This is a genomic window from Corynebacterium riegelii, from assembly GCF_016728505.1.
GTDB classification, from domain to species: domain Bacteria; phylum Actinomycetota; class Actinomycetes; order Mycobacteriales; family Mycobacteriaceae; genus Corynebacterium; species Corynebacterium riegelii.
In genome coordinates this window covers 252,412-270,308 of sequence record NZ_CP068159.1, presented here as the reverse complement: position 1 = coordinate 270,308, position 17,897 = coordinate 252,412, and the positions used below count along the sequence as shown (strand labels likewise).

Sequence of the window (17,897 nt, the reverse complement as noted above, 5' to 3'; positions counted from 1 at the left end):
GCGGGGTCCTTCAATTGAAAACGGACAGTCAACGCCTAAGCATAACCCCTTACACCCACAAGCAAGAAGTGCTAGTGGCCAAACGGGTCCTCATCCGTGCCCGGCAGCCAGGTGTTGCCGGCCTCGGTCCAGCCGTTATCACGAATCGCGCGCTTCGCTTCCTTCTTGTAACGGCCGGTCAGCACGTCCGTGTACACGTAGCCGTCCAGGTGGCCAACCTCGTGCTGCAGGCAGCGGGCGAAAAAGCCGGTGCCCTCCACCTCTACCTCATTGCCGTTCTCATCCAGGCCGGTGACCTTGGCCCAGTCGGCGCGGCCGGTTGGCCAGCCCTCGCCAGGCACGGAGAGGCAGCCTTCGTCGTCCTCGCCGGTATCGCTCGGCATGGTCTTCGGGATCTCGCTGGTCTCCAGCACCGGGTTGATCACCGTGCCGCGACGCATCACATCCCCATCCGGGCAGTGGTACACAAACAAACGCAACGGCACACCGATCTGGTTGGCGGCCAGGCCGACGCCATTCGCGGCGTCCATAGTCTCGTGCATATCAGCAATGAGCTCCTGCAGCTCCTCCACCGGCTGCGTCACTTCCTTCGTGGGGGTGTGCAGGACGGGGTCGCCGTAGATCACGATTGGTCGAATAGTCATGCGGTATATATTAGGCATGCTCGCCGACGATGACCTTGCCCTGCTGGACTTCGAAGCGCGCGCCCCACGCTCACTCGGCGCAAAAGAGGAAGCCATCCGCCGCGAACTTGGCATCAGCCCGGTGCGATACTTCCAGCGTCTCAACGGTTTGCTGGACTCACCCGATGCGCTCGCCGCCCGGCCCCAGTTGGTGCGCAGATTGCAGAGGCTTCGCGACGGCGCGCCTTAAACCCTCAACCTCCACTCGAGGGTAGTGTGGCGCGCGTGACTACGAACAACCCGGGAAACCGCCCTAGCGACGACAACCGCGACGAGTTTGTTGGCGACGAGTTTGTTGGCGACACCGAGTACATTGCCGACACCGAGTACACCGACTACCCCGGCCACGAGCCGGACCAGGTAGCGGGCACTGCTGCTTCGGTGGGTGCCGAGGAATATACCGGCGCTCACCGCCGCGAGGATTACAACGACGCTGAATACAGCGCTGCATACGACGCCGAATACGGCGACGCTGAATACGACGACGCTGCATACGACGATGCGTACATTGACGCCTACGACGACGATGACGACAACCTCGCCGCCGGCGCCGCAGGTGCGGGCGCCGCTGGTGCTGCTCGTGGCGCGGGTGGTCGTCGTCGTGCTGCAGCTGGCGCGGGTGCTGCGGGTGCCGGTGTTCCGAAGCGTGGCCTGGCCATGATCCTGATTGCTGTTGCCGCGTTGCTGCTGCTCTGGGGCATTTACGCCCTGACTCAGAAGAGCAGCGATGCCAACACCGGCGCTGCAACCACCGAGACCACGGCCGTCGACTCGCCAGACGGCACCAACTCGGCGCTGCCACCGGCCCCGGAGACCGTTCCGACGAACGCGAACCCGGCCGACCCGAACGCGGAAGGCCAGGAAAACGAACCCGCTGACCCGAACGCTTCCGCCGACCCGAACGCTCCTGCCGACCCGGCGAATCCGGCCGATCCGAACGCTCCGGCACCGGCTCCGGCTCCCAACGATGGCGGCCCCGCCATCACCGCCCAGAACGCCCAGGTATTCGTCTACAACAACTCCAACGTCAATGGCTGGGCAGCCGATACGATGGCCAAGCTGGATGGCAATTTCCAGGTGGCGAACACTGAGGAGCTCAACGATCCGACGAAGAATGCGAACATGCCGGAGGGGCAATACGGCACCTTCGAAGGCGTGCAGGTCTTCTATCCGGAAAGCACCGAGGGTGCGCGCCAGGTTGCTGAGGAGATTGCCCGCCAGCTTGGTGGCGTCGCCGTAGCAAAAACCGATGGTGTGCGGTTGCCGCCGAACACGAATGCTCGCGACGCAATCGTTGTGGTGCTCGCGGAAAACCACTAATCGCTCAACACTTGTGCGAATGCGCCTCGGCTTCTTGGAGCCGGGGCGTTTTCCTTTTCGCCCTTTTTCCTTCAGACCTTGCCCTCATTGCTGCCCTCATTGCTGCCTTGGTCTGCGGGTAGTGCGTTCGGGGAGAGTCAGGCTTTTAGTGAATAGATGCTCGGTCAGGGGCTCGCGTTTTCAGAATTTAACGATCTGACCGAGCGTCTACTCACAAAAATGCTTCACGTCGAAGGGGTGACGGGCGGGCCGGGGCACCGCTCTGAATTAGTTTGGGTTGGTGCTCTCGGCCACCTGGGATTACTGAATTATTTCCCCGATTTCGGGAAACAAATTCAGAATTCGAGGTGCCATCTAGGCCCGGCTTGGGCGCCGCAATTGTCATCTTTGCCAGACAACCCCACCACGGCGATGAAAATGCAGTAATCCGGAGATTGTTGCAGCGGCGGCGGCCGGAGTAGGTCGGCGCCGACCGGAATAAGCCACCAACATCACCAAAGCCAGTAAACCGTGACCGTTTTTAGTGAATAGATGCTCGGTCAGGGGTCCGCAGTTGCAGAACTTAACGCTCTGACCGAGCGTCTACTCACAAAAAGCCTGACGATGGCCAGAAGCACTATCAACACCATGCTGCACTATCAACACCAAGCCAGAACAACCAAGCGCCGAATGTAATGGCGGGATTTCGGCGCCCACCGCATAGACTTGCTGCACATGGATCCTTACCGCGATTTTGCCCGCTCGGAGTCCAATACTCTCGGCGTGGAGTGGGAGATCTGCGTCATTGACCCGCAGACCCGCGACCTAGTGCCACGGGCTGCCGATGTGATTGACGCGGTGCACGCGGCACACCCAGGGACGCACCTGGAGCGCGAGTTTCTGCAGAACACTGTTGAGCTGGTCACCCCGGTGTGCACGAATACGGGTGAGGCGATTGAAGCGTTGCGTCGTGATCTCAACGTGGTGCGGGGCGAAGCCGAACGCCAGGGGCTGAAGTTGTGGGCGGGCGGCGGCCACCCGTTCACGGACTTCCGTGAACAGCAGCTCAGCGCGAAGGAAACCTACGCGGAGATCATTAACCGCACCCAGTATTGGGGTAAGCAGATGTTGCTGTGGGGCGTGCACTGCCACGTGGGTATTAGCCATGAGGACAAGGTGTGGCCGATTATCAACGCTGTGATGACGAAGTACCCGCACCTGCTGGCTATTTCGGCATCCAGTCCGGCGTGGGAGGGGTTGGATACGGGGTACGCCTCAAACCGCACCATGTTGTACCAGCAGCTGCCCACCGCTGGCATGCCGTACCAGTTCCACACGTGGGCGGACTGGGTTGGGTTCATGCAGGATCAGAAGATTTCCGGTGTGATAAGTCACACGGGCTCGATGCATTTCGACGTCCGACCCGCCGCAAAGTGGGGCACCATCGAGGTCCGTATTTCGGACGCCACGAGTAACCTGCGCGAACTCGCTGGCGTTGTGGCGCTGACGCACTGCCTGGTGGTGCACTACGACCGGATGCTGGAGGCGGGCGAGACATTGCCAACGTTGCAGCCGTGGCACGTGGCGGAGAACAAATGGCGCGGTGCAAGGTATGGGTTGGACGCGGAGATCATTACCAGCCGCGCCACTGATGAGGCGTGGGTTAAAGATGACCTGGTGGCGCTGGTGGAGGAGCTCACCCCGATCGCCCGCGAGATTGGGTGTGTTGAGGAGCTTGAGCTGGTCCACGAGATCATCGACCGGGGCGCAGGGTATGAGCGCCAGCGCAAGCTCTACCAGGCCACCGGCGATTGGCGCCAGGTTGTGGACGCCACCTGTGAAGAGCTCGTGCGCTGGAGCTAACCCAGGCTGGAGCTAACCCAGGCTGGAGCTAACTCTTCGGCTTGTCGGCTTTCTTCGGCGTGCCCGTCTCTACACGCCCGGGGTGGTAGGCCGCTGGTGCGTTGTTGACCGTCAGGTCCTTCTCGGTGCCGTAGAGGCCCTCGAGCCTGGAGATGCGGCCGAGGCGTTGGCCGGTGACTGGGTTGGTCATTAGGGCGAAGAGGACGAGCAGGATCATCATGCCGACGTCGCCACGCTGATGGATCCCGAAGTCCTGCGAACCGACGAGGCGGATGATTGTGCCCACCATCATCAGCAGCAGGCCGGTGGTCTGGGGTTTGGTGATGGCGTGCACGCGGGCCAGTGTGGAGCGGAAGCGCACCACACCGACTGCGGCGGAGAACACCATGAATGCGCCGGGCAGGATGAATACCAGCGACACTACGTCTGTAATCAGTTGCCAGTTCATTAGTGCGCACCGTCCCTCTTGCGGAATCGCGCCACGGATAGGGATGCGATGAACCCGAGCAGCGCAATCACGATCATGACGTTGACCACGGTGGTGTCTAGCGTCCAGCAGATGTAGAGCGCCAGCACGCACTGTAGGGATGCGGTGATGCCGTCGTTGGCCAGCATGCGGTCCATGGAGTTCGGGCCGACGACGATGCGCCAGAACACGATGAAAAAGCCCATGGCTAGCAGCACGGCCGCAATGGCCAGGAAGATGTTGTACAGCGTGGGGTCCATGTCAGCGCGTTACCTTTCGTGCCCGCGGGGCCTCGTTTACGGAGCGTTTGAGGCTGCGTGGTGGGTTTTCGAAGATGTCGATCATCTGCCGCTCTAGGGTGGCTACGTTTTGGATTTCGCGTTCGAGGGCTTGGGGCGTGCTGGCGTTTAGAAGGTGCACGGTCCAGAGGCGGTTTGCCACGTTGATGTCGGTGACGGTGCCGCCGGGCTGGAGGTTGTAGGCGCACGTGGCTAAGTAAAGTACCAGCTCAGATGATACGCGCATGGGTACCTGCACGATCGCACCCTTCGGGGTGGGGTCGGGGCGCAACGCCAGCCAGGCCACGCGTGCAGACGCCACGATCAAGTCCCACAGCCACCTCAACACGAACATGATGAGGCGATCCCAACGGATAGTGGTGTGTTGGCGCGGCACTGGCGGCAGCGGCAGCACCAGCACAACGGCTAGGCCTAACAAGACGCCGGCGATGAGGTTGCCCCATGTTAAGTCGCCCATGAGGAGGATCCACATGAACGTCAGCCAGAGGACGAACGGCCAGCGCAGCCGGTTGTTTAAACGTTGCAGCGGGGAAGCCATCAGCGTTCACCTCCGGTGGTGGGTCGGTTGGTTTGGGAGTCCGACGAAGAGTTGTCAAGCGTGGGCACCAGGAACAACTCGGGGCGCCGCGTCGGGTTCTCCGGGTCGGGGTGGAGGACGGCGTCGCGGTAGATGGACTGGTCCTGTGCGGATTGGGCGGCGCGGTCCGTCACCTCAGAGATTGGGCCGGCCAGCACCGTGATGGACAAGGAAGCTGCCACCAGCAGCGCTGTCGATGCCATCATGCCAACGGGCACGCGGCCCGGGTCTTCGCGCTCTGCCATGGTGGTGGTGCTGTAGCGGTCCGCCAGGTTGGACGGGCGCGCCAGGGCCACTTCGCCTTCGGGGGCATCTGAGCGGTCGCGCAGGAACGCCTTCGACCACACCAGGATCATGGCGTAGAGGGTGAGCAGGGAGGTAACCACAGCACCGGCGATAAGGACCCACGCAAGCCAGGTGCCTTGCTGTGCACCGGCTTGGATGAGCATGACTTTGCCCAGGTAGCCGGACAGTGGTGGGATGCCGCCCAGGTTCAGCGCCGGGATGAAGTACAAGATGGCCACCAGCGGTGAGGTGTAGATCAAAGAGCCGAGGCGGCGCAGCTGTGCGGAACCCGCTTGGCGCTCAATTAGGCCCACCACTAGGAACAGGGATGTTTGCACCAGAATGTGGTGAATGGCGTAGAAGATCGCGCCGGAAAGCCCCTGCACAGAGGTCAGTGCGATGCCGAAGATCATGTAGCCGATGTGGCTGACCAGGGTAAATGACAGCAGACGTTTGATGTCGTTTTGCGCCAGCGCACCCATGATGCCGACGATCATGGTCAGAAGCGCCACCCACATCAGGAGGCTGTCTAGTGAGCCGTCCGTAAAGACCACCGAGCGCATACGGATAATTGCGTACACGCCGACCTTGGTCAAAAGGCCCGCGAAGACCGCGGTTACCAGCGACGCTGCCGTGGGGTAGGAGTCCGGCAGCCACGCATCCAGCGGGAACACCGCCGCTTTAATACCAAACGCCACGAGCAGCGTGGCAAAAATCGCGGCGCGGGTGCCGGTGGGGATGTCCTCCATGCGGATACCCACCTGTGCCATGTTTACTGTGCCCACGGACGCGTAGATCAGCGCCAGGGCAAACAGGAACACCATGGAGGAAGCCACGGACACCATCACGTAACCAATGCCCGCGCGCACACGCCCGGGCGAAGCGCCCAGTGTCAGCAGCACGTACGAGGCAACCAGGAACACCTCGAAGCCCACGTACAGGTTGAACAGGTCACCCGCCAGAAAAGACAGGTTCACGCCCATGGACAACAGCATGTAGACGGGGAGGAATACGGCGACTGGGTCGTCCTCGTCGCCGTCGCGAAGACCCTGCGAAATGCCGTACCACATCACCGCAAACAGCACGATGGAGGAGACGAACAGCATCACGGTGCTCAAGCGATCTGCAACCAGCGTGATGCCAATCGGTGCGTCCCAGCCGCCCATTTGTACGGTGTGGATGCCGTGGACGTCCACAGTAATGATCATGGTTGCGGCGATAACTGCCAGCGCAAACAGGGTGCCAAGGGCAATGGTGCGCTGCAGCTGCAGTGGCCGCACCACGAAAATCAGCGCCGCAGCCACGGCTGGCAGCAGGATCGGCATGGCCGTGAGATAGGGCATCATGCTTAACGACGCCTCCGCGAACGCCATCAAACTACCTGTCACCGTCCACCTCCTTCACGGGGCTTTCAAAGTTGCGTGGCCCAAAGGTGTCGCCGCTGGCGGACAGGCGCCCGGTCTCCGGGTCCTCGGACAAGTCATGGTCCGGGGCTGCCGAAGGCGTGGTTGGGCGGGTGGCAATTGCGTGGTCTTCCTCGTCACGCTCAATCACGTCATCCGTGCGGTAGCGGTACTGGCGATACATCAGCGAGAGCATGAACCCGGCCAGCGCCATGGAGATCACAATCGCGGTCAGGATCATCGCCTGCGCCAGCGGGTCCGCCATACCGTCGGCGGTTTCAGAGGTACGCCCCAAAATTGGCGGGGAGCCGGCCTCGCCGCCGGCTTGCAGGATCAGCAGGTTCGCGCCGTTGCCAAGCAACAGCACGCCGAGGATCATGCGGGTCAGCGCGCGATCCAGCATCATGTACACGCCGCAGGCGATCAGCACACCGGAGCCGATGAGTAGGAACAGGTTGGCTTCCATCTACTTGCTCTCCTTTCCAGTGCTGGTGAGTCTTGACAGCCTTCTGCGACGCCGTTTGTTTTTCTCCTGCAGCTCGCGGGCGCGGTCGCGGGCGCGGTCCTTGCGGGCCTCGTCCTCACGGTCAAGGTGCGCGCCCATGGACGGCAGCACGTGCATGATCAGGCCGATCACAATCAGGTACACGCCGGCGTCGAACACCAGCGCCGACGGCACGGCGACCAGGCCGATCAGCGGCAACTCGAACTCTGCAAAGGAGCTCATCAGCGGCGGGTGGCCGAACAGCATTGGCACCGTAAAGGCTACGGAGGACAGGAGGATGCCGGTGCCGAGGATGCGTGCTGCGTCGATAGGCAAAGCGTCCTCGATCTCCTTGTAACCGCCGGCAAGGTAGCGAAGCGTAAACGCGAGTGCTGCAACGAGACCGCCGGCGAAACCGCCGCCGGGGGCGTTGTGGCCCGAGAAGAAGAAGTACAGGGAGAGCAGCATCATGGACGGGAACAGCAGCCGCGTGACCACATCCACCATGATCTGGCGGTTGAGCTCAGTCTCACTTGGCACGCCGGAGGACAGCCACCGCGGGCGGGTGGTGGACAGCGTTGGGCGGTGCGACGGGCGGCCGAACTTGCCGGTGCCAAAGATCAGGCTGGCAATGCCGGTTGCGGCGATCACCAGCACGATGATTTCGCCGAAGGTATCGGCGGCACGCAGGTCCACCAGCAGCACGTTGACTACGTTGCGGCCGTGGCCGATCTCGTATGCCAGATCCGGCATGTGTGCGGAGATCGGTTCCGACACGCGTGCGGAGATTGCCGTCATGGCCACCACGACCACGGAAAGGCCGGTGCCGATGGATAGCCAGGCGCGCAGACGGTTGTCGTCGTGGCGCTGCTCCACATCCGTCGGCATCTTGCGAAGCACCAGCATGAACAGCACCATGACAATGGTTTCCACCAGCGTCTGCGTCAGCGCCAGATCCGGCGCGCCGTGCAGCGCGAAGATCAGCGCCAGGCAGTAGCCGGTGAGGCTGACCATGATTACGGCCGAGAGGCGGTTGCGCTGCACGGTGGCGAACACGGCGGCGCCGACCATGAGCACAACCACAATGGCCTGCCACACGTTGTCCCACACAATCATCTGGATGCTGTTGCTTGGGCCAAGGATCATCGCGGCCAGCGGCACGGCCATCACCACGGCGAAGATCACGGCCAGGTTGATGGTCAAGGAACCGCGCTGCGTGGAGGCCGTCAGGCGCAGCGACCAGCGGCGAAGCGTGGCCAGGATGTTGTCCCACAGTGCGTCGGCATCCCCAAGCGCAGGGCGCTCGGACTGTGCCTTCTTCAGCAAGTCACGCTGCCAGAACAAGACGGAACCAGCTGCGATGATCACCGCGGTCAGGATCAGTGGCACGTTAATGCCGTGCCACAGCGCAAGCTGCTCAGAATCGACGCCGGGGAAGCGCACGTCCAGGTACTCGTTGATAAGCCGGGAAAGCCTGCGCGGCACCATGCCGAAGAAGATGGTGAACATGGTGAGCACCAGCGGCGAAAGCCACATGGTGGGGCCGATTGCGTGCATCTGCAGTACAGCCTCGGACGGGGTGCGGTCGTGCTCACGCTTGGTGGCAAACGCGCCCCACAGGAAGTAGAGGGTGTAGGCCATGGTCAGCACCGAGCCAACCACCAGCACCACCAGCATGATCCGGCCAGGCATGCCAACTAGCAGCTGCTCATGCAGCACGGTCTCCAGCGCGGCTTCCTTGGCCACAAAGCCGAACAGCGGCGGAATACCCGCCATGGACGCGCCGGAAACAATAGCGATTGCGGCCAGCAGCGGGTGGCTGCGGCCCAACCCGGAAAGCTTGTTCAGATCCCTCGTGCCAGTTGCGTGGTCAATTGCGCCGACCACCATAAACAGCGCCGCCTTAAACAGGGAGTGCGCAAAGGTCAGCGCCAGGCCAGCCATGGTTGCCTCGCGGGAACCAATACCGATCACCGCGGTAATAAAGCCCAGCTGGGAGACCGTGCCGTACGCCAGCACCAGCTTCAGGTCGCGCTGCTTGAGCGCCATCCAGCCGCCCAGCAGCATGGTGAAGCAGCCGGTGGTAATCACCACAAGGTGCCACGTGGTCACCGCCGACATGTCCGGTGCCAACCGTGCCACCAGGTAAATGCCGGCTTTCACCATCGCCGCGGAGTGCAGGTAGGCAGACACCGGGGTAGGCGCAGCCATCGCGCCGGGCAGCCAGAAGTGCCACGGTGCCTGGGCGGATTTGGTCAGCGCGCCCAGCATGATCAGGACAATTGCGGCGGAAATGCCGGTGGTGTTTTCAATGTCCGCAATCTGCGAGATGCCGGACAGCTGCCAAATGCCGGTCTGGTGCCCGAGCAGGTTGATGCCCACCAGCATTGCCAGCCCACCAAAGGTGGTTACCATCAGCGCTTGCAGGGCCGCTCTGCGTGACGACGCCTTCTCGCCGTAATACGACACCAACAAATACGACAGAATCGACGTTAACTCCCAGAACACGTACATGAGCAGGAAGTTGTCCGCGATAACCAGGCCGTACATGACGGTGGCGAACATGGTCAGCTGCGACGCAAACGCCGCCAACCGAATCGGGTTGGAGTCGAAGTAGCCCCAACAATAAAACAGCACCAGCGCGCCAACACCCAGGATGATCAGGCTGAACAGGCCCGCTAGGGCGTCGAGCCGAAACTCCAGGTTCATGTGGACAGAGGGCATCCATGCGTAGCTGGCGACGAGCTCTCCCCCGGAGGCGAACACGCCGCCGTGGAAAAGGGACACTATCCACACAAATCCCGCGGCGGGGACGAGTGCGATCAGTGCGAATGCCCACCTGCCCAGCGCCCGCAGCAGAAGTGGTGCGGCCGCTGTGGCGGCGAATAGGGCGATGAGCAGTATGAGCACGCGGCGTAAACCTACTTACTAGTGTTAGTTGCCTTCTGGGCTGCTTTCTGGGCTGCCGTAACGGGTGAGGAACGTGGCCTCTGCAATGGCAATGTGTTCAATTTCTGTGGGGTCTACCGATTCGTCCACGCCGTGGATGCCGCACAGCGGCTCCTCCACGCCGTACACAATGACCTCGGCGTTGGGGAAGGTTTCCTGCAGTGTGATGGTCAGCGGGATCGAGCCACCAGCACCAACAACGGCGAGGTTTTCGCTGCCGTAGGCGTCCTTCAGGCACTGGCCGAGCAGTGCGAGCGCCTCGCCTTCCGGGTCGGCAGCGAACGGCTTGCTCACGCCCGAGACAGTCACCTCAACCTTTGCGCCCCACGGGGTGTGGTTGATGATGTGCTGCTTCAGCTTTTCCGACACCTCAGCCGCGTCCATGCCGGCCGGGACACGCAGGTTCAGCTGTGCCTCTGCGCGCGGGTTGACCGCGTTGACTGCCTCCGCAACCGGGGTAGAGGTAAAGCCGATCATGGTTAGCGCCGGGCGCGACCACACCATGTCCGCCGGCTGATCTTCCGCGCTGCCGAGCAGCTGCACGCCGTCGAGCACACCAGCGTCCGAGCGGAAGTCCTCGCGCGAGTACTCGTCGCCCTCCCACTTGGCGGTCGCGTCCACACCGTCGATAGTCGTGCGGCCATGCTCATCAAACAGGGAGTCCACAATGCGCACCAGTGCGTGAGCTGCGTCCGGGGCGGCACCACCGAAGGAGCCGGAGTGGATCGCGCCGTTGAGTGTCTCCACACTCACGTGCACCTGGGCGCCGCCGCGTAGCGACGTCGTCACCGTCGGCACCCCAACGGCCACATTGCCGGAATCGGCGATGAGGATCACGTCAGCGTCGAAAAGCGAAGGCTCCTGCTCAATCAACTTGACCAGGCCGTCCAGGCCGCCGAGCTCTTCCGAACCCTCGACGACAACCTTGAGGCCGAGGTCCGTGCCGCCGGCGGCCTCCAGCATGCGCAGAGCCTCAAGGTGCATGGCCAGGTTGCCCTTGCAATCGGCGGCACCGCGGCCATACCAACGGCCGTTGCGCTCAGTCAGCGTGAACGGATCGCTGGTCCACGCCTCCGGATTATTCGCCGGAACCACGTCATAGTGGGAATACAGCAGCACCGTCGGCGCGTTATCCACCGGCGCCTTATAACCAATGACCGTGTCCGCGTCATCCACCGTCGGGTGGCGGGTGACCTCCAAGCCCAGCTGCTCAAGAGCCTGGACAGTCCAGGCGCATGCCGCCTCATGCTGGTCAGCCAGCTCGGGGGTGGAGTGCGGGGAGTTGAAGGAGACTAAAGCGGAAAGGTCGGCGAAAATTCGCTCGCGGTTCGGGGCTGGAATAGGCGTTTTTGACATGGTTACGAAAGTACCTGTTTGAAATCTGTTTTACCTATCGGTTGCTTATATTGCTATCGTCAACGGTTTTGGGTAGTGGGTTTTGGTGGTTTTGGGCTGGGGTTTGGGTGCCGCCCGGCCGCCTGCCTGACAAAGTTGACGACGCAAAATCGGCCACCTGGGTGTTTGCCGAACCGGCAAGGGGCCGCTGCACGATTTGTCAGCGCTTGTCCCATTTCCGACCTCTTTTCTAAGGGTTCGGGTTTAATAGGGGCTTAAGGAAAACAAGAGCGCGAGCGGTGGGGTTCGCGTGTAACGCGCGTTTGGAGTTGAAGTGGCAGACCTATTGTTTCGCCTCGGATCGATCGGTCCAGTGCCGTCGGCCGAGATTCGTCTCGCCGGAATGACGGTCATCACCGGCGGGAACAACACGGGCAAGACTTACCTCGCTCACTCCATCTTCGGGGTTCTAAACAGGGCGTGCCATCGGCGCCGTGTGGCGCAGTTTCCGGGCCAAGATCGCATTGATGTTGAAAACGCTGAGCAGATCAGTCAGCAGCTTGACTCTGAAGGTGTGGCTCGACTGGAACTGGCGCCGTTAGAACCGGCTCTGCAGGAATTGATGTCTCGTATTTCTACGGGCGTTTCGGGCAGAATTGGTTCACTCTTCGCGGCTGACTCGGCGCTGTTTTCCCAGGCAGAGATTCACGCTCAGGTGTTCAATCTGGACTACAGCGTGCTGCAGGGATATACGCGCGCCGCTCGAGTTGGTAGGTCTGATGCGTTTCTTGATGTCCGTTTTGATGCTGATACACAGTCCTTAATCTTTGAGGCACTTGACGGGTACGCTGACGTCGCGCCGGAGCGCGTCCAGTTTTGGGTACGTGCCGCCGCCACTGAGGCGATGTTGCGGGCGGCCGTTCCGGGCGTGTTTATTTCCAGTGCGGAACGGACAGGCGCGGTGATCTTCCAGCGGGAGCTGGATTACACCGCGGCACAATTGCTTGATGCTCTATATGAATCCGAAAACCCAGCGGAGCGGGAAGCGGTGGTTCGAAACCATGACTTCGCGCGCCCAGCAGCTGTCGATGCGAACATTGATTTCATTCGACGCATACCTGATATGCGGCGGGAACCCAGCCCGATTGTGAAGGCGAACCCAGCGATCCAAATTTTGATCGAAGGTATGGCAGGCGGTAGATACAAGGCGACAGGGCAGCAGCTGACTTTTGATACCGGCCAAGTGTCGTTGCCATTGATTGCAAGCTCAAGCGCCATCCGGTCGTTGGTGGATCTCAATTTCTACATTCTGTACCGGGCTAAACCGGGAGACTTCCTCATCATTGATGAGCCGGAGCTGAACCTGCACCCCGCCAACCAGCGAAAGCTTGCGCGCCTACTCGCGCTTGTGCATAACCAGGGCGTCAAGGTGTTGATTACTACCCATTCGGATTACATTGTCCGGGAACTTAGCGCGCTTGTGTCGTTGTCCTCTGTGGCGGTGCCGGCGCCGGAAGATGTGGAGGAAGTCCTGCGTGAACAGGGGATTACCCGCTCCATGGCGCTGGATCCGCAGAAGGTGAAGGTGTACAGCACCTCCGCTACCGGCGTCCACGATGTTCCCGTTAGCGATGAGGGTATCGAGGCGACCTCGTTTGATGACGTGATTGATGATCAGAATCGTCTTGTAGACATGGTTGGATGGGCTGAGTAGTTATGCGGGGAATTGGGGGGTTGGTGCTTCAGATACTTGAGCCCAAGATTGTGGCTGTGCCAGATTCCAACGGGCACCTCACCCTGGAAGAGGAGGGCTATGAGGTGACGCTGGGCAACGTGCCCGGCGGCGTTATTGCCTTCAAAGCAGACGCGTTGGATAACCAGGGCCTTGTCAGGCAGGAGGCTTCAGGCGCAGTCCGCTATGGGGCTCGCGCCGACTACGTTCTGCTGGACTTTTACTATCGACGCATCACCGTCGTCGAACTGAAATCACGAAAATTCATCCATAAGGATGTGGTCCAGCAGCTCAAGGGGGCAAGGGCTGTGACCAGCTATTTGGCGGGGCTGGCGGAGTCTTTCCATGGTGAGGACTTTGGGTTTGGGGATTTTGACTGGCGTTACGTTGTCTTTGTGCAGCAAGGTGGGCGCAAGGAGACGTCGAGACGCAATAAGACCCCCGATACTGCTTTATATAGGCATAGGAAAAGTGGGGAGATCGTTCCGTATCCGCGGTTGTCGCCGTGATCCGGCTACCTTGCACTCGCTATGTCAGAGTGCTAAAAATGGGATCTAGCACTCGCGCATGGCAAGTGCTAACAAAGTGCTAACAAAAAGTTTGAGCAGATGGGCTGGAAAGACAGCCATGCCGTCGCGGGCGCCTGCTTGAAACGACGAATGATGAACTGAGGCATCAAACCCACATGGCAAAGATGATTGCATTCGACGAGGAAGCACGCCGCAGCCTCGAAAACGGCCTGAACACCCTGGCTGACGCCGTCAAGGTCACCCTTGGCCCGAAGGGCCGCAACGTGGTCCTGGAGAAGTCCTGGGGCGCGCCGACCATTACTAATGACGGTGTGACCATCGCACGCGAGATCGACCTCGAGGATCCGTACGAGAAGATCGGCGCTGAGCTGGTCAAGGAAGTAGCCAAGAAGACCGATGACGTGGCTGGTGACGGCACCACCACCGCAACCGTGCTGGCACAGGCGCTGGTTCGCGAGGGGCTGCGCAACGTTGCTGCTGGCTCCAACCCGATGGGCATCAAGCGCGGCATCCAGGCTGCGTCCGAGAAGGTTTGCGCATCCCTGCTCGCTTCCGCAAAGGAAGTAGAGACCCAGGAGGAGATCGCCTCCACCGCTGGCATTTCTGCTTCTGATCCGGAGATTGGCAAGAAGATTGCCGAGGCAATGTACGCCGTTGGCAACGGCTCCGTGAACAAGGAGTCCGTCATTACCGTTGAGGAGTCCAACACGTTCGGCGTTGACCTCGAAGTTACTGAGGGTATGCGCTTTGACAAGGGCTTCATCTCCGCATACTTCGCCACCGACATGGAGCGTGGCGAGGCCGTGCTGGAGGACCCGTACATCCTGCTGGTGTCTGGCAAGATCTCCAACGTTAAGGAGCTTGTGCCGGTGCTGGAGCAGGTCATGCAGTCCGGCAAACCGCTGCTGATCATTGCTGAGGACGTTGAGGGCGAAGCCCTGTCCACCCTGGTTGTGAACAAGATCCGCGGCACCTTCAAGTCCGTTGCGGTGAAGGCTCCGGGCTTCGGTGACCGTCGTAAGGCAATGCTGCAGGACCTGGCAATCCTGACCGGCGGCCAGGTCATCTCCGAGGAGGTCGGCCTGTCCCTGGAGACCGCTGGTATTGAGCTGCTCGGCCAGGCACGCAAGGTTGTGGTGACCAAGGACGAGACCACCATCGTCCAGGGCGCTGGCGACCAGGACCAGATCGAGGGCCGCGTGAAGCAGATCCGCGCCGAGATCGAGAACTCCGACTCCGATTACGACCGTGAGAAGCTGCAGGAGCGCCTGGCCAAGCTGGCCGGCGGTGTTGCGGTGATCAAGGTTGGCGCTGCTACTGAGGTTGAGCTCAAGGAGCAGAAGCTGCGTATTGAGGACGCTGTGCGCAACGCCAAGGCCGCCGTTGAAGAGGGCATTGTTGCCGGCGGTGGCGTGGCCCTGCTGCAGGCAGCCAAGGAGCTTGAGGGTGACCTCGGCCTGGAGGGCGATGAGGCCACCGGCGTGAAGATCGTCCGCGAGGCGCTGTCCGCTCCGCTGAAGCAGATCGCACTCAACGCTGGCCTGGAGCCGGGCGTCGTTGCAGACAAGGTTGCAAACCTGCCGGAGGGCGAAGGCCTGAACGCTGCGACTGGCGAGTACGTCAACATGCTGGCCAACGGCATCGCCGACCCGGCGAAGGTGACCCGCTCTGCGCTGCAGAACGCTGCGTCCATCGCCGCGCTGTTCCTGACCACTGAGGCGGTTGTGGCTGACAAGCCGGAGCCGGCCGGTGCAGGCGCAGGCATGGACCCGGAGTCCATGGGCATGATGTAAACGCCCGCCCGTTTAACGCTTGAAGCCCGCCTTGTGCGGGCTTTTTGCTTTGCATGGGGCCTTGTTGCTTGCCGACGCCCCCACGCCCCCTCCAGCCACCCCACCACCGGACCTGTGGCGCTTTGGGGTGGTGTGGGGTGGTTTGGGGTGGTTGTGCACGCTCATATCGCTGTTTGTAGCTGGTTAGACCCGGCTACCAACGCGCAAACCGGTTGGTAGCTGCAAGTAGGTAGCTACAAACTCTGTGGCGGCGTTTTGGGCGATTCTGGGCACTCCTGGGCACTCCTGGGCACTCCTGTGCATTCAGTGTGGCGCTCGCGAGTACAGTGTCTCAGGCCACTACCCCCTAATTGGTGTAAACCATTCAGGTGATGAAAATTATTCGGGTTTCTATACATCGGTAGACAATTAAAAATAGTTACGCGCTTCCTGAAACTCTTAAATTAGAGTTCACTTAAAGCCACCTGTTTGTGCAGGTGGCGGACACTTTTTCGGTGCGGTTAATTACGAGTAAACGTGGCCCGTCTGGCAGCGGCCTGTGCGTCGTTCAGAATTTTTCAACGAAACCTCTTGACGGTCGCGAACCTTGTGGCAAGATACTTCGTGTGACGCCCACTGGGTGTCAGTACATGTCAAGATTTGCCAGACAAACACTGGCACCTACCTACTCGATAAGGGGAATATCATGCCTTTCGATCTCAAGGCCATCACCAAGGCTCTCGGTGACTTCTCTAAGTTCGCTTCCAACTTCACCGGCCTCTTCCAGGAGACCCCGAAGTTCTTCGGCTTCTTCGGTAACTTTAACGAGCAGACCGCTGAGAACACCAAGAAGGCCTTCCAGGTCAAGAAGTAAAACGAAGAATCAACCCTTCTAGCTCTAAGAAAAGGTAAAAATCATGGATAAGTACGCTGAGGCAATCAAGAACTGGGCAGCCCTCTCCGGTAATGACCAGAAGGATTTCCCGACCATCACCGGCACCCTGCTGAACCTCCTGGGCTCCCTGGGCAAGCTCGCAGGCAACGTCAAGGGCCTGCTCGAGCTGCTCTAAGCTCTAAGCAAAACCAAGCTTTAACGGGCTTTACCGCACTCGCGGTAAAGCCCGTTTCTCGTGTTCAAGCGGTATGTGTCAAAGGGGAATAAGATAGTAGGTATGGCTGACCACAAAGACGACGAACTGCCGATGATCGACCTTGCTGCGACCGAAGGATGGGTCGTAGACGACTCGGATGAAGATGATCCGGTGCTGCTGAAACCGGACGGAACCCCGATTGATACGTGGCGTGAACAGTACCCGTATGACGAGCGCCTGAGCCGTGATGAGTACGAGGACCTGAAGCGTGCCCTCCAGATTGAGCTGCTGAAGTGGCAGAACTGGACCAAGGACACGGGTCAGCGCCACATCATCATTTTCGAGGGCCGTGACGCCGCCGGTAAGGGTGGCACGATCAAGCGTTTTAACGAGCACCTGAATCCGCGTGGGGCGAGGACGGTGGCGTTGGAGAAGCCGTCGCCACGCGAAAGCACCTCTTGGTACTTCCAGCGCTACATTGAGCACTTCCCTGCGGCAGGTGAGATCGTGTTCTTTGACCGTTCTTGGTACAACCGTTCCGGCGTGGAGCGCGTCATGGGCTTCTGTACCGAGTCTCAGCACGCGGAGTTCCTGCGTGAGGTGCCGATGCTGGAGAACATGATCCTCGGTTCCGGCATTTCCCTGACCAAGTTCTGGTTCTCCGTGACGCAGCGTGAGCAGCGCACCCGCTTTGCTATCCGCCAGGTGGATCCGGTGCGTCAGTGGAAGCTGTCGCCGATGGACTTGGCGTCGCTGGATCGTTGGGACGATTACACGCGCGCCAAGGAGGAGACCTTCCGCTACACGGATACGGATGAGTCGCCGTGGATCACCATCAAGTCCAACGACAAGAAGCGCGCCCGCATTAACGCGATGCGCTACATCCTGTCCAAGTTTGAGTACACCAACAAGGACCATGAGCTCGTTGGCCAGCCGGACCCGCTGATTGTGAAGCGCGGCCGCGACCAGATTGGTGACTAAGGTTTAGCGCCCAACCGCCCTCTCCTTGCCTTTGTGCTGGGGGAGGGCGGTGTTTTTGGCATCTGAAATCGCTCTAACAGGGTCGCAAAAAGATTTGAAAAAGTTTTGGAAAACCCTTGACTGTGGGGTGGGTATGTTTTACTGTTAG

The 17,897-nt window shown here is 60.7% G+C and carries 17 protein-coding genes; 9 read left to right on the top strand and 8 right to left on the bottom strand.

Features of this window, described 5'->3' with window-relative positions; translation table 11 throughout:
- Positions 1-71 precede the first annotated feature (71 nt).
- Positions 72-644: a peptide deformylase gene (locus I6I71_RS01360; RefSeq protein ID WP_052206072.1), complete on the bottom strand. Its 573-nt coding sequence runs from the start codon at positions 642-644 to the stop codon at positions 72-74.
- On the opposite strand from I6I71_RS01360, the gene I6I71_RS01355 reads away from it, so the two are divergent.
- The 3 genes from I6I71_RS01355 (at position 643) to I6I71_RS01345 (ending at position 3,845) form a co-directional block, all read left to right on the top strand.
- On the top strand, positions 643-873 hold the full coding sequence (locus I6I71_RS01355) for a DUF3263 domain-containing protein (protein ID WP_052206074.1): 231 nt from the start codon (positions 643-645) through the stop codon (positions 871-873). The two genes, I6I71_RS01360 and I6I71_RS01355, sit on opposite strands and share 2 nt — an antisense overlap.
- Before the next feature lie 35 nt (positions 874-908).
- Positions 909-2,003, top strand: a complete 1,095-nt coding sequence (locus I6I71_RS01350) for a LytR C-terminal domain-containing protein (RefSeq protein WP_201821682.1) — start codon at positions 909-911, stop codon at positions 2,001-2,003.
- A gap of 714 nt (positions 2,004-2,717) precedes the next feature.
- Positions 2,718-3,845, top strand: coding sequence for a glutamate--cysteine ligase (locus I6I71_RS01345; RefSeq protein WP_201821680.1), 1,128 nt, complete (start codon positions 2,718-2,720; stop codon positions 3,843-3,845).
- A 28-nt stretch (positions 3,846-3,873) separates the two neighbouring features.
- Here the strand turns inward: I6I71_RS01345 and I6I71_RS01340 are convergent, their stop codons facing one another.
- The 7 genes from I6I71_RS01340 to I6I71_RS01310 are packed head-to-tail and all read right to left on the bottom strand — an operon-like array spanning position 3,874 to position 11,664.
- Entirely contained in the window at positions 3,874-4,293 is a 420-nt protein-coding gene (locus tag I6I71_RS01340; RefSeq protein WP_201821678.1) for a monovalent cation/H(+) antiporter subunit G, read from the bottom strand.
- A complete protein-coding gene (locus I6I71_RS01335; RefSeq protein ID WP_070465159.1) occupies positions 4,293-4,571 on the bottom strand; it encodes a monovalent cation/H+ antiporter complex subunit F in 279 nt (92 codons plus the stop codon). The genes I6I71_RS01340 and I6I71_RS01335 overlap by 1 nt, the downstream gene beginning before the upstream one ends.
- Before the next feature lies 1 nt (position 4,572).
- The gene (locus tag I6I71_RS01330) at positions 4,573-5,148 is read right to left on the bottom strand and encodes a Na+/H+ antiporter subunit E (RefSeq protein WP_201821676.1); all 576 of its coding nucleotides are present in this window, start codon (positions 5,146-5,148) and stop codon (positions 4,573-4,575) included.
- Entirely contained in the window at positions 5,148-6,845 is a 1,698-nt protein-coding gene (locus I6I71_RS01325; RefSeq protein ID WP_236587428.1) for a Na+/H+ antiporter subunit D, read from the bottom strand. The genes I6I71_RS01330 and I6I71_RS01325 overlap by 1 nt, the downstream gene beginning before the upstream one ends.
- A 4-nt stretch (positions 6,846-6,849) precedes the next feature.
- Positions 6,850-7,341: a Na(+)/H(+) antiporter subunit C gene (locus I6I71_RS01320; protein WP_201821673.1), complete on the bottom strand. Its 492-nt coding sequence runs from the start codon at positions 7,339-7,341 to the stop codon at positions 6,850-6,852.
- Positions 7,342-10,269, bottom strand: a complete 2,928-nt coding sequence (locus I6I71_RS01315; protein ID WP_201821672.1) for a Na+/H+ antiporter subunit A — start codon at positions 10,267-10,269, stop codon at positions 7,342-7,344. It lies immediately after the preceding gene.
- Between the two features lie 24 nt (positions 10,270-10,293).
- Positions 10,294-11,664, bottom strand: coding sequence for a dipeptidase (locus tag I6I71_RS01310; protein ID WP_201821670.1), 1,371 nt, complete (start codon positions 11,662-11,664; stop codon positions 10,294-10,296).
- Positions 11,665-11,977: 313 nt separating this feature from the next.
- Here I6I71_RS01310 and I6I71_RS01305 point away from each other — a divergent pair, with 313 nt between their 5' ends.
- The 6 genes from I6I71_RS01305 to ppk2 all read left to right on the top strand — a co-directional run bounded on the left by I6I71_RS01305 (position 11,978) and on the right by ppk2 (position 17,749).
- Positions 11,978-13,357, top strand: a complete 1,380-nt coding sequence (locus I6I71_RS01305; protein ID WP_201821668.1) for an AAA family ATPase — start codon at positions 11,978-11,980, stop codon at positions 13,355-13,357.
- 56 nt (positions 13,358-13,413) lie between these two features.
- Positions 13,414-13,884, top strand: a complete 471-nt coding sequence (locus tag I6I71_RS01300; protein ID WP_201821666.1) for a hypothetical protein — start codon at positions 13,414-13,416, stop codon at positions 13,882-13,884.
- A 176-nt stretch (positions 13,885-14,060) separates the two neighbouring features.
- Complete coding sequence (groL, locus tag I6I71_RS01295) at positions 14,061-15,698, top strand: chaperonin GroEL (protein ID WP_201821664.1); 1,638 nt, start codon at positions 14,061-14,063, stop codon at positions 15,696-15,698.
- Between the two features lie 685 nt (positions 15,699-16,383).
- Complete coding sequence (locus I6I71_RS01290; RefSeq protein ID WP_201821662.1) at positions 16,384-16,551, top strand: hypothetical protein; 168 nt, start codon at positions 16,384-16,386, stop codon at positions 16,549-16,551.
- Positions 16,552-16,594: 43 nt separating this feature from the next.
- Positions 16,595-16,747, top strand: a complete 153-nt coding sequence (locus I6I71_RS01285) for a hypothetical protein (RefSeq protein ID WP_201821660.1) — start codon at positions 16,595-16,597, stop codon at positions 16,745-16,747.
- Positions 16,748-16,849: 102 nt separating this feature from the next.
- Positions 16,850-17,749: a polyphosphate kinase 2 gene (ppk2, locus tag I6I71_RS01280; RefSeq protein WP_101734662.1), complete on the top strand. Its 900-nt coding sequence runs from the start codon at positions 16,850-16,852 to the stop codon at positions 17,747-17,749.
- The last annotated feature ends 148 nt before the right edge of the window (positions 17,750-17,897 follow it).

What these genes read in the sequence shown, in the direction of transcription:
- I6I71_RS01340 (WP_201821678.1), bottom strand. Translation starts at nt 4,293, where the DNA reads ATGAACTGGCAACTGATTACAGACGTAGTGTCGCTGGTATTCATCCTG.
- I6I71_RS01330 (WP_201821676.1), bottom strand. Translation starts at nt 5,148, where the DNA reads ATGGCTTCCCCGCTGCAACGTTTAAACAACCGGCTGCGCTGGCCGTTC.
- I6I71_RS01345 (WP_201821680.1), top strand. Translation starts at nt 2,718, where the DNA reads ATGGATCCTTACCGCGATTTTGCCCGCTCGGAGTCCAATACTCTCGGC.
- I6I71_RS01290 (WP_201821662.1), top strand. Translation starts at nt 16,384, where the DNA reads ATGCCTTTCGATCTCAAGGCCATCACCAAGGCTCTCGGTGACTTCTCT.
- I6I71_RS01335 (WP_070465159.1), bottom strand. Translation starts at nt 4,571, where the DNA reads ATGGACCCCACGCTGTACAACATCTTCCTGGCCATTGCGGCCGTGCTG.
- I6I71_RS01360 (WP_052206072.1), bottom strand. Translation starts at nt 644, where the DNA reads ATGACTATTCGACCAATCGTGATCTACGGCGACCCCGTCCTGCACACC.
- groL (WP_201821664.1), top strand. Translation starts at nt 14,061, where the DNA reads ATGGCAAAGATGATTGCATTCGACGAGGAAGCACGCCGCAGCCTCGAA.
- I6I71_RS01325 (WP_236587428.1), bottom strand. Translation starts at nt 6,845, where the DNA reads ATGGCGTTCGCGGAGGCGTCGTTAAGCATGATGCCCTATCTCACGGCC.
- I6I71_RS01310 (WP_201821670.1), bottom strand. Translation starts at nt 11,664, where the DNA reads ATGTCAAAAACGCCTATTCCAGCCCCGAACCGCGAGCGAATTTTCGCC.
- ppk2 (WP_101734662.1), top strand. Translation starts at nt 16,850, where the DNA reads ATGGCTGACCACAAAGACGACGAACTGCCGATGATCGACCTTGCTGCG.
- I6I71_RS01320 (WP_201821673.1), bottom strand. Translation starts at nt 7,341, where the DNA reads ATGGAAGCCAACCTGTTCCTACTCATCGGCTCCGGTGTGCTGATCGCC.
- I6I71_RS01285 (WP_201821660.1), top strand. Translation starts at nt 16,595, where the DNA reads ATGGATAAGTACGCTGAGGCAATCAAGAACTGGGCAGCCCTCTCCGGT.
- I6I71_RS01355 (WP_052206074.1), top strand. Translation starts at nt 643, where the DNA reads ATGCGGTATATATTAGGCATGCTCGCCGACGATGACCTTGCCCTGCTG.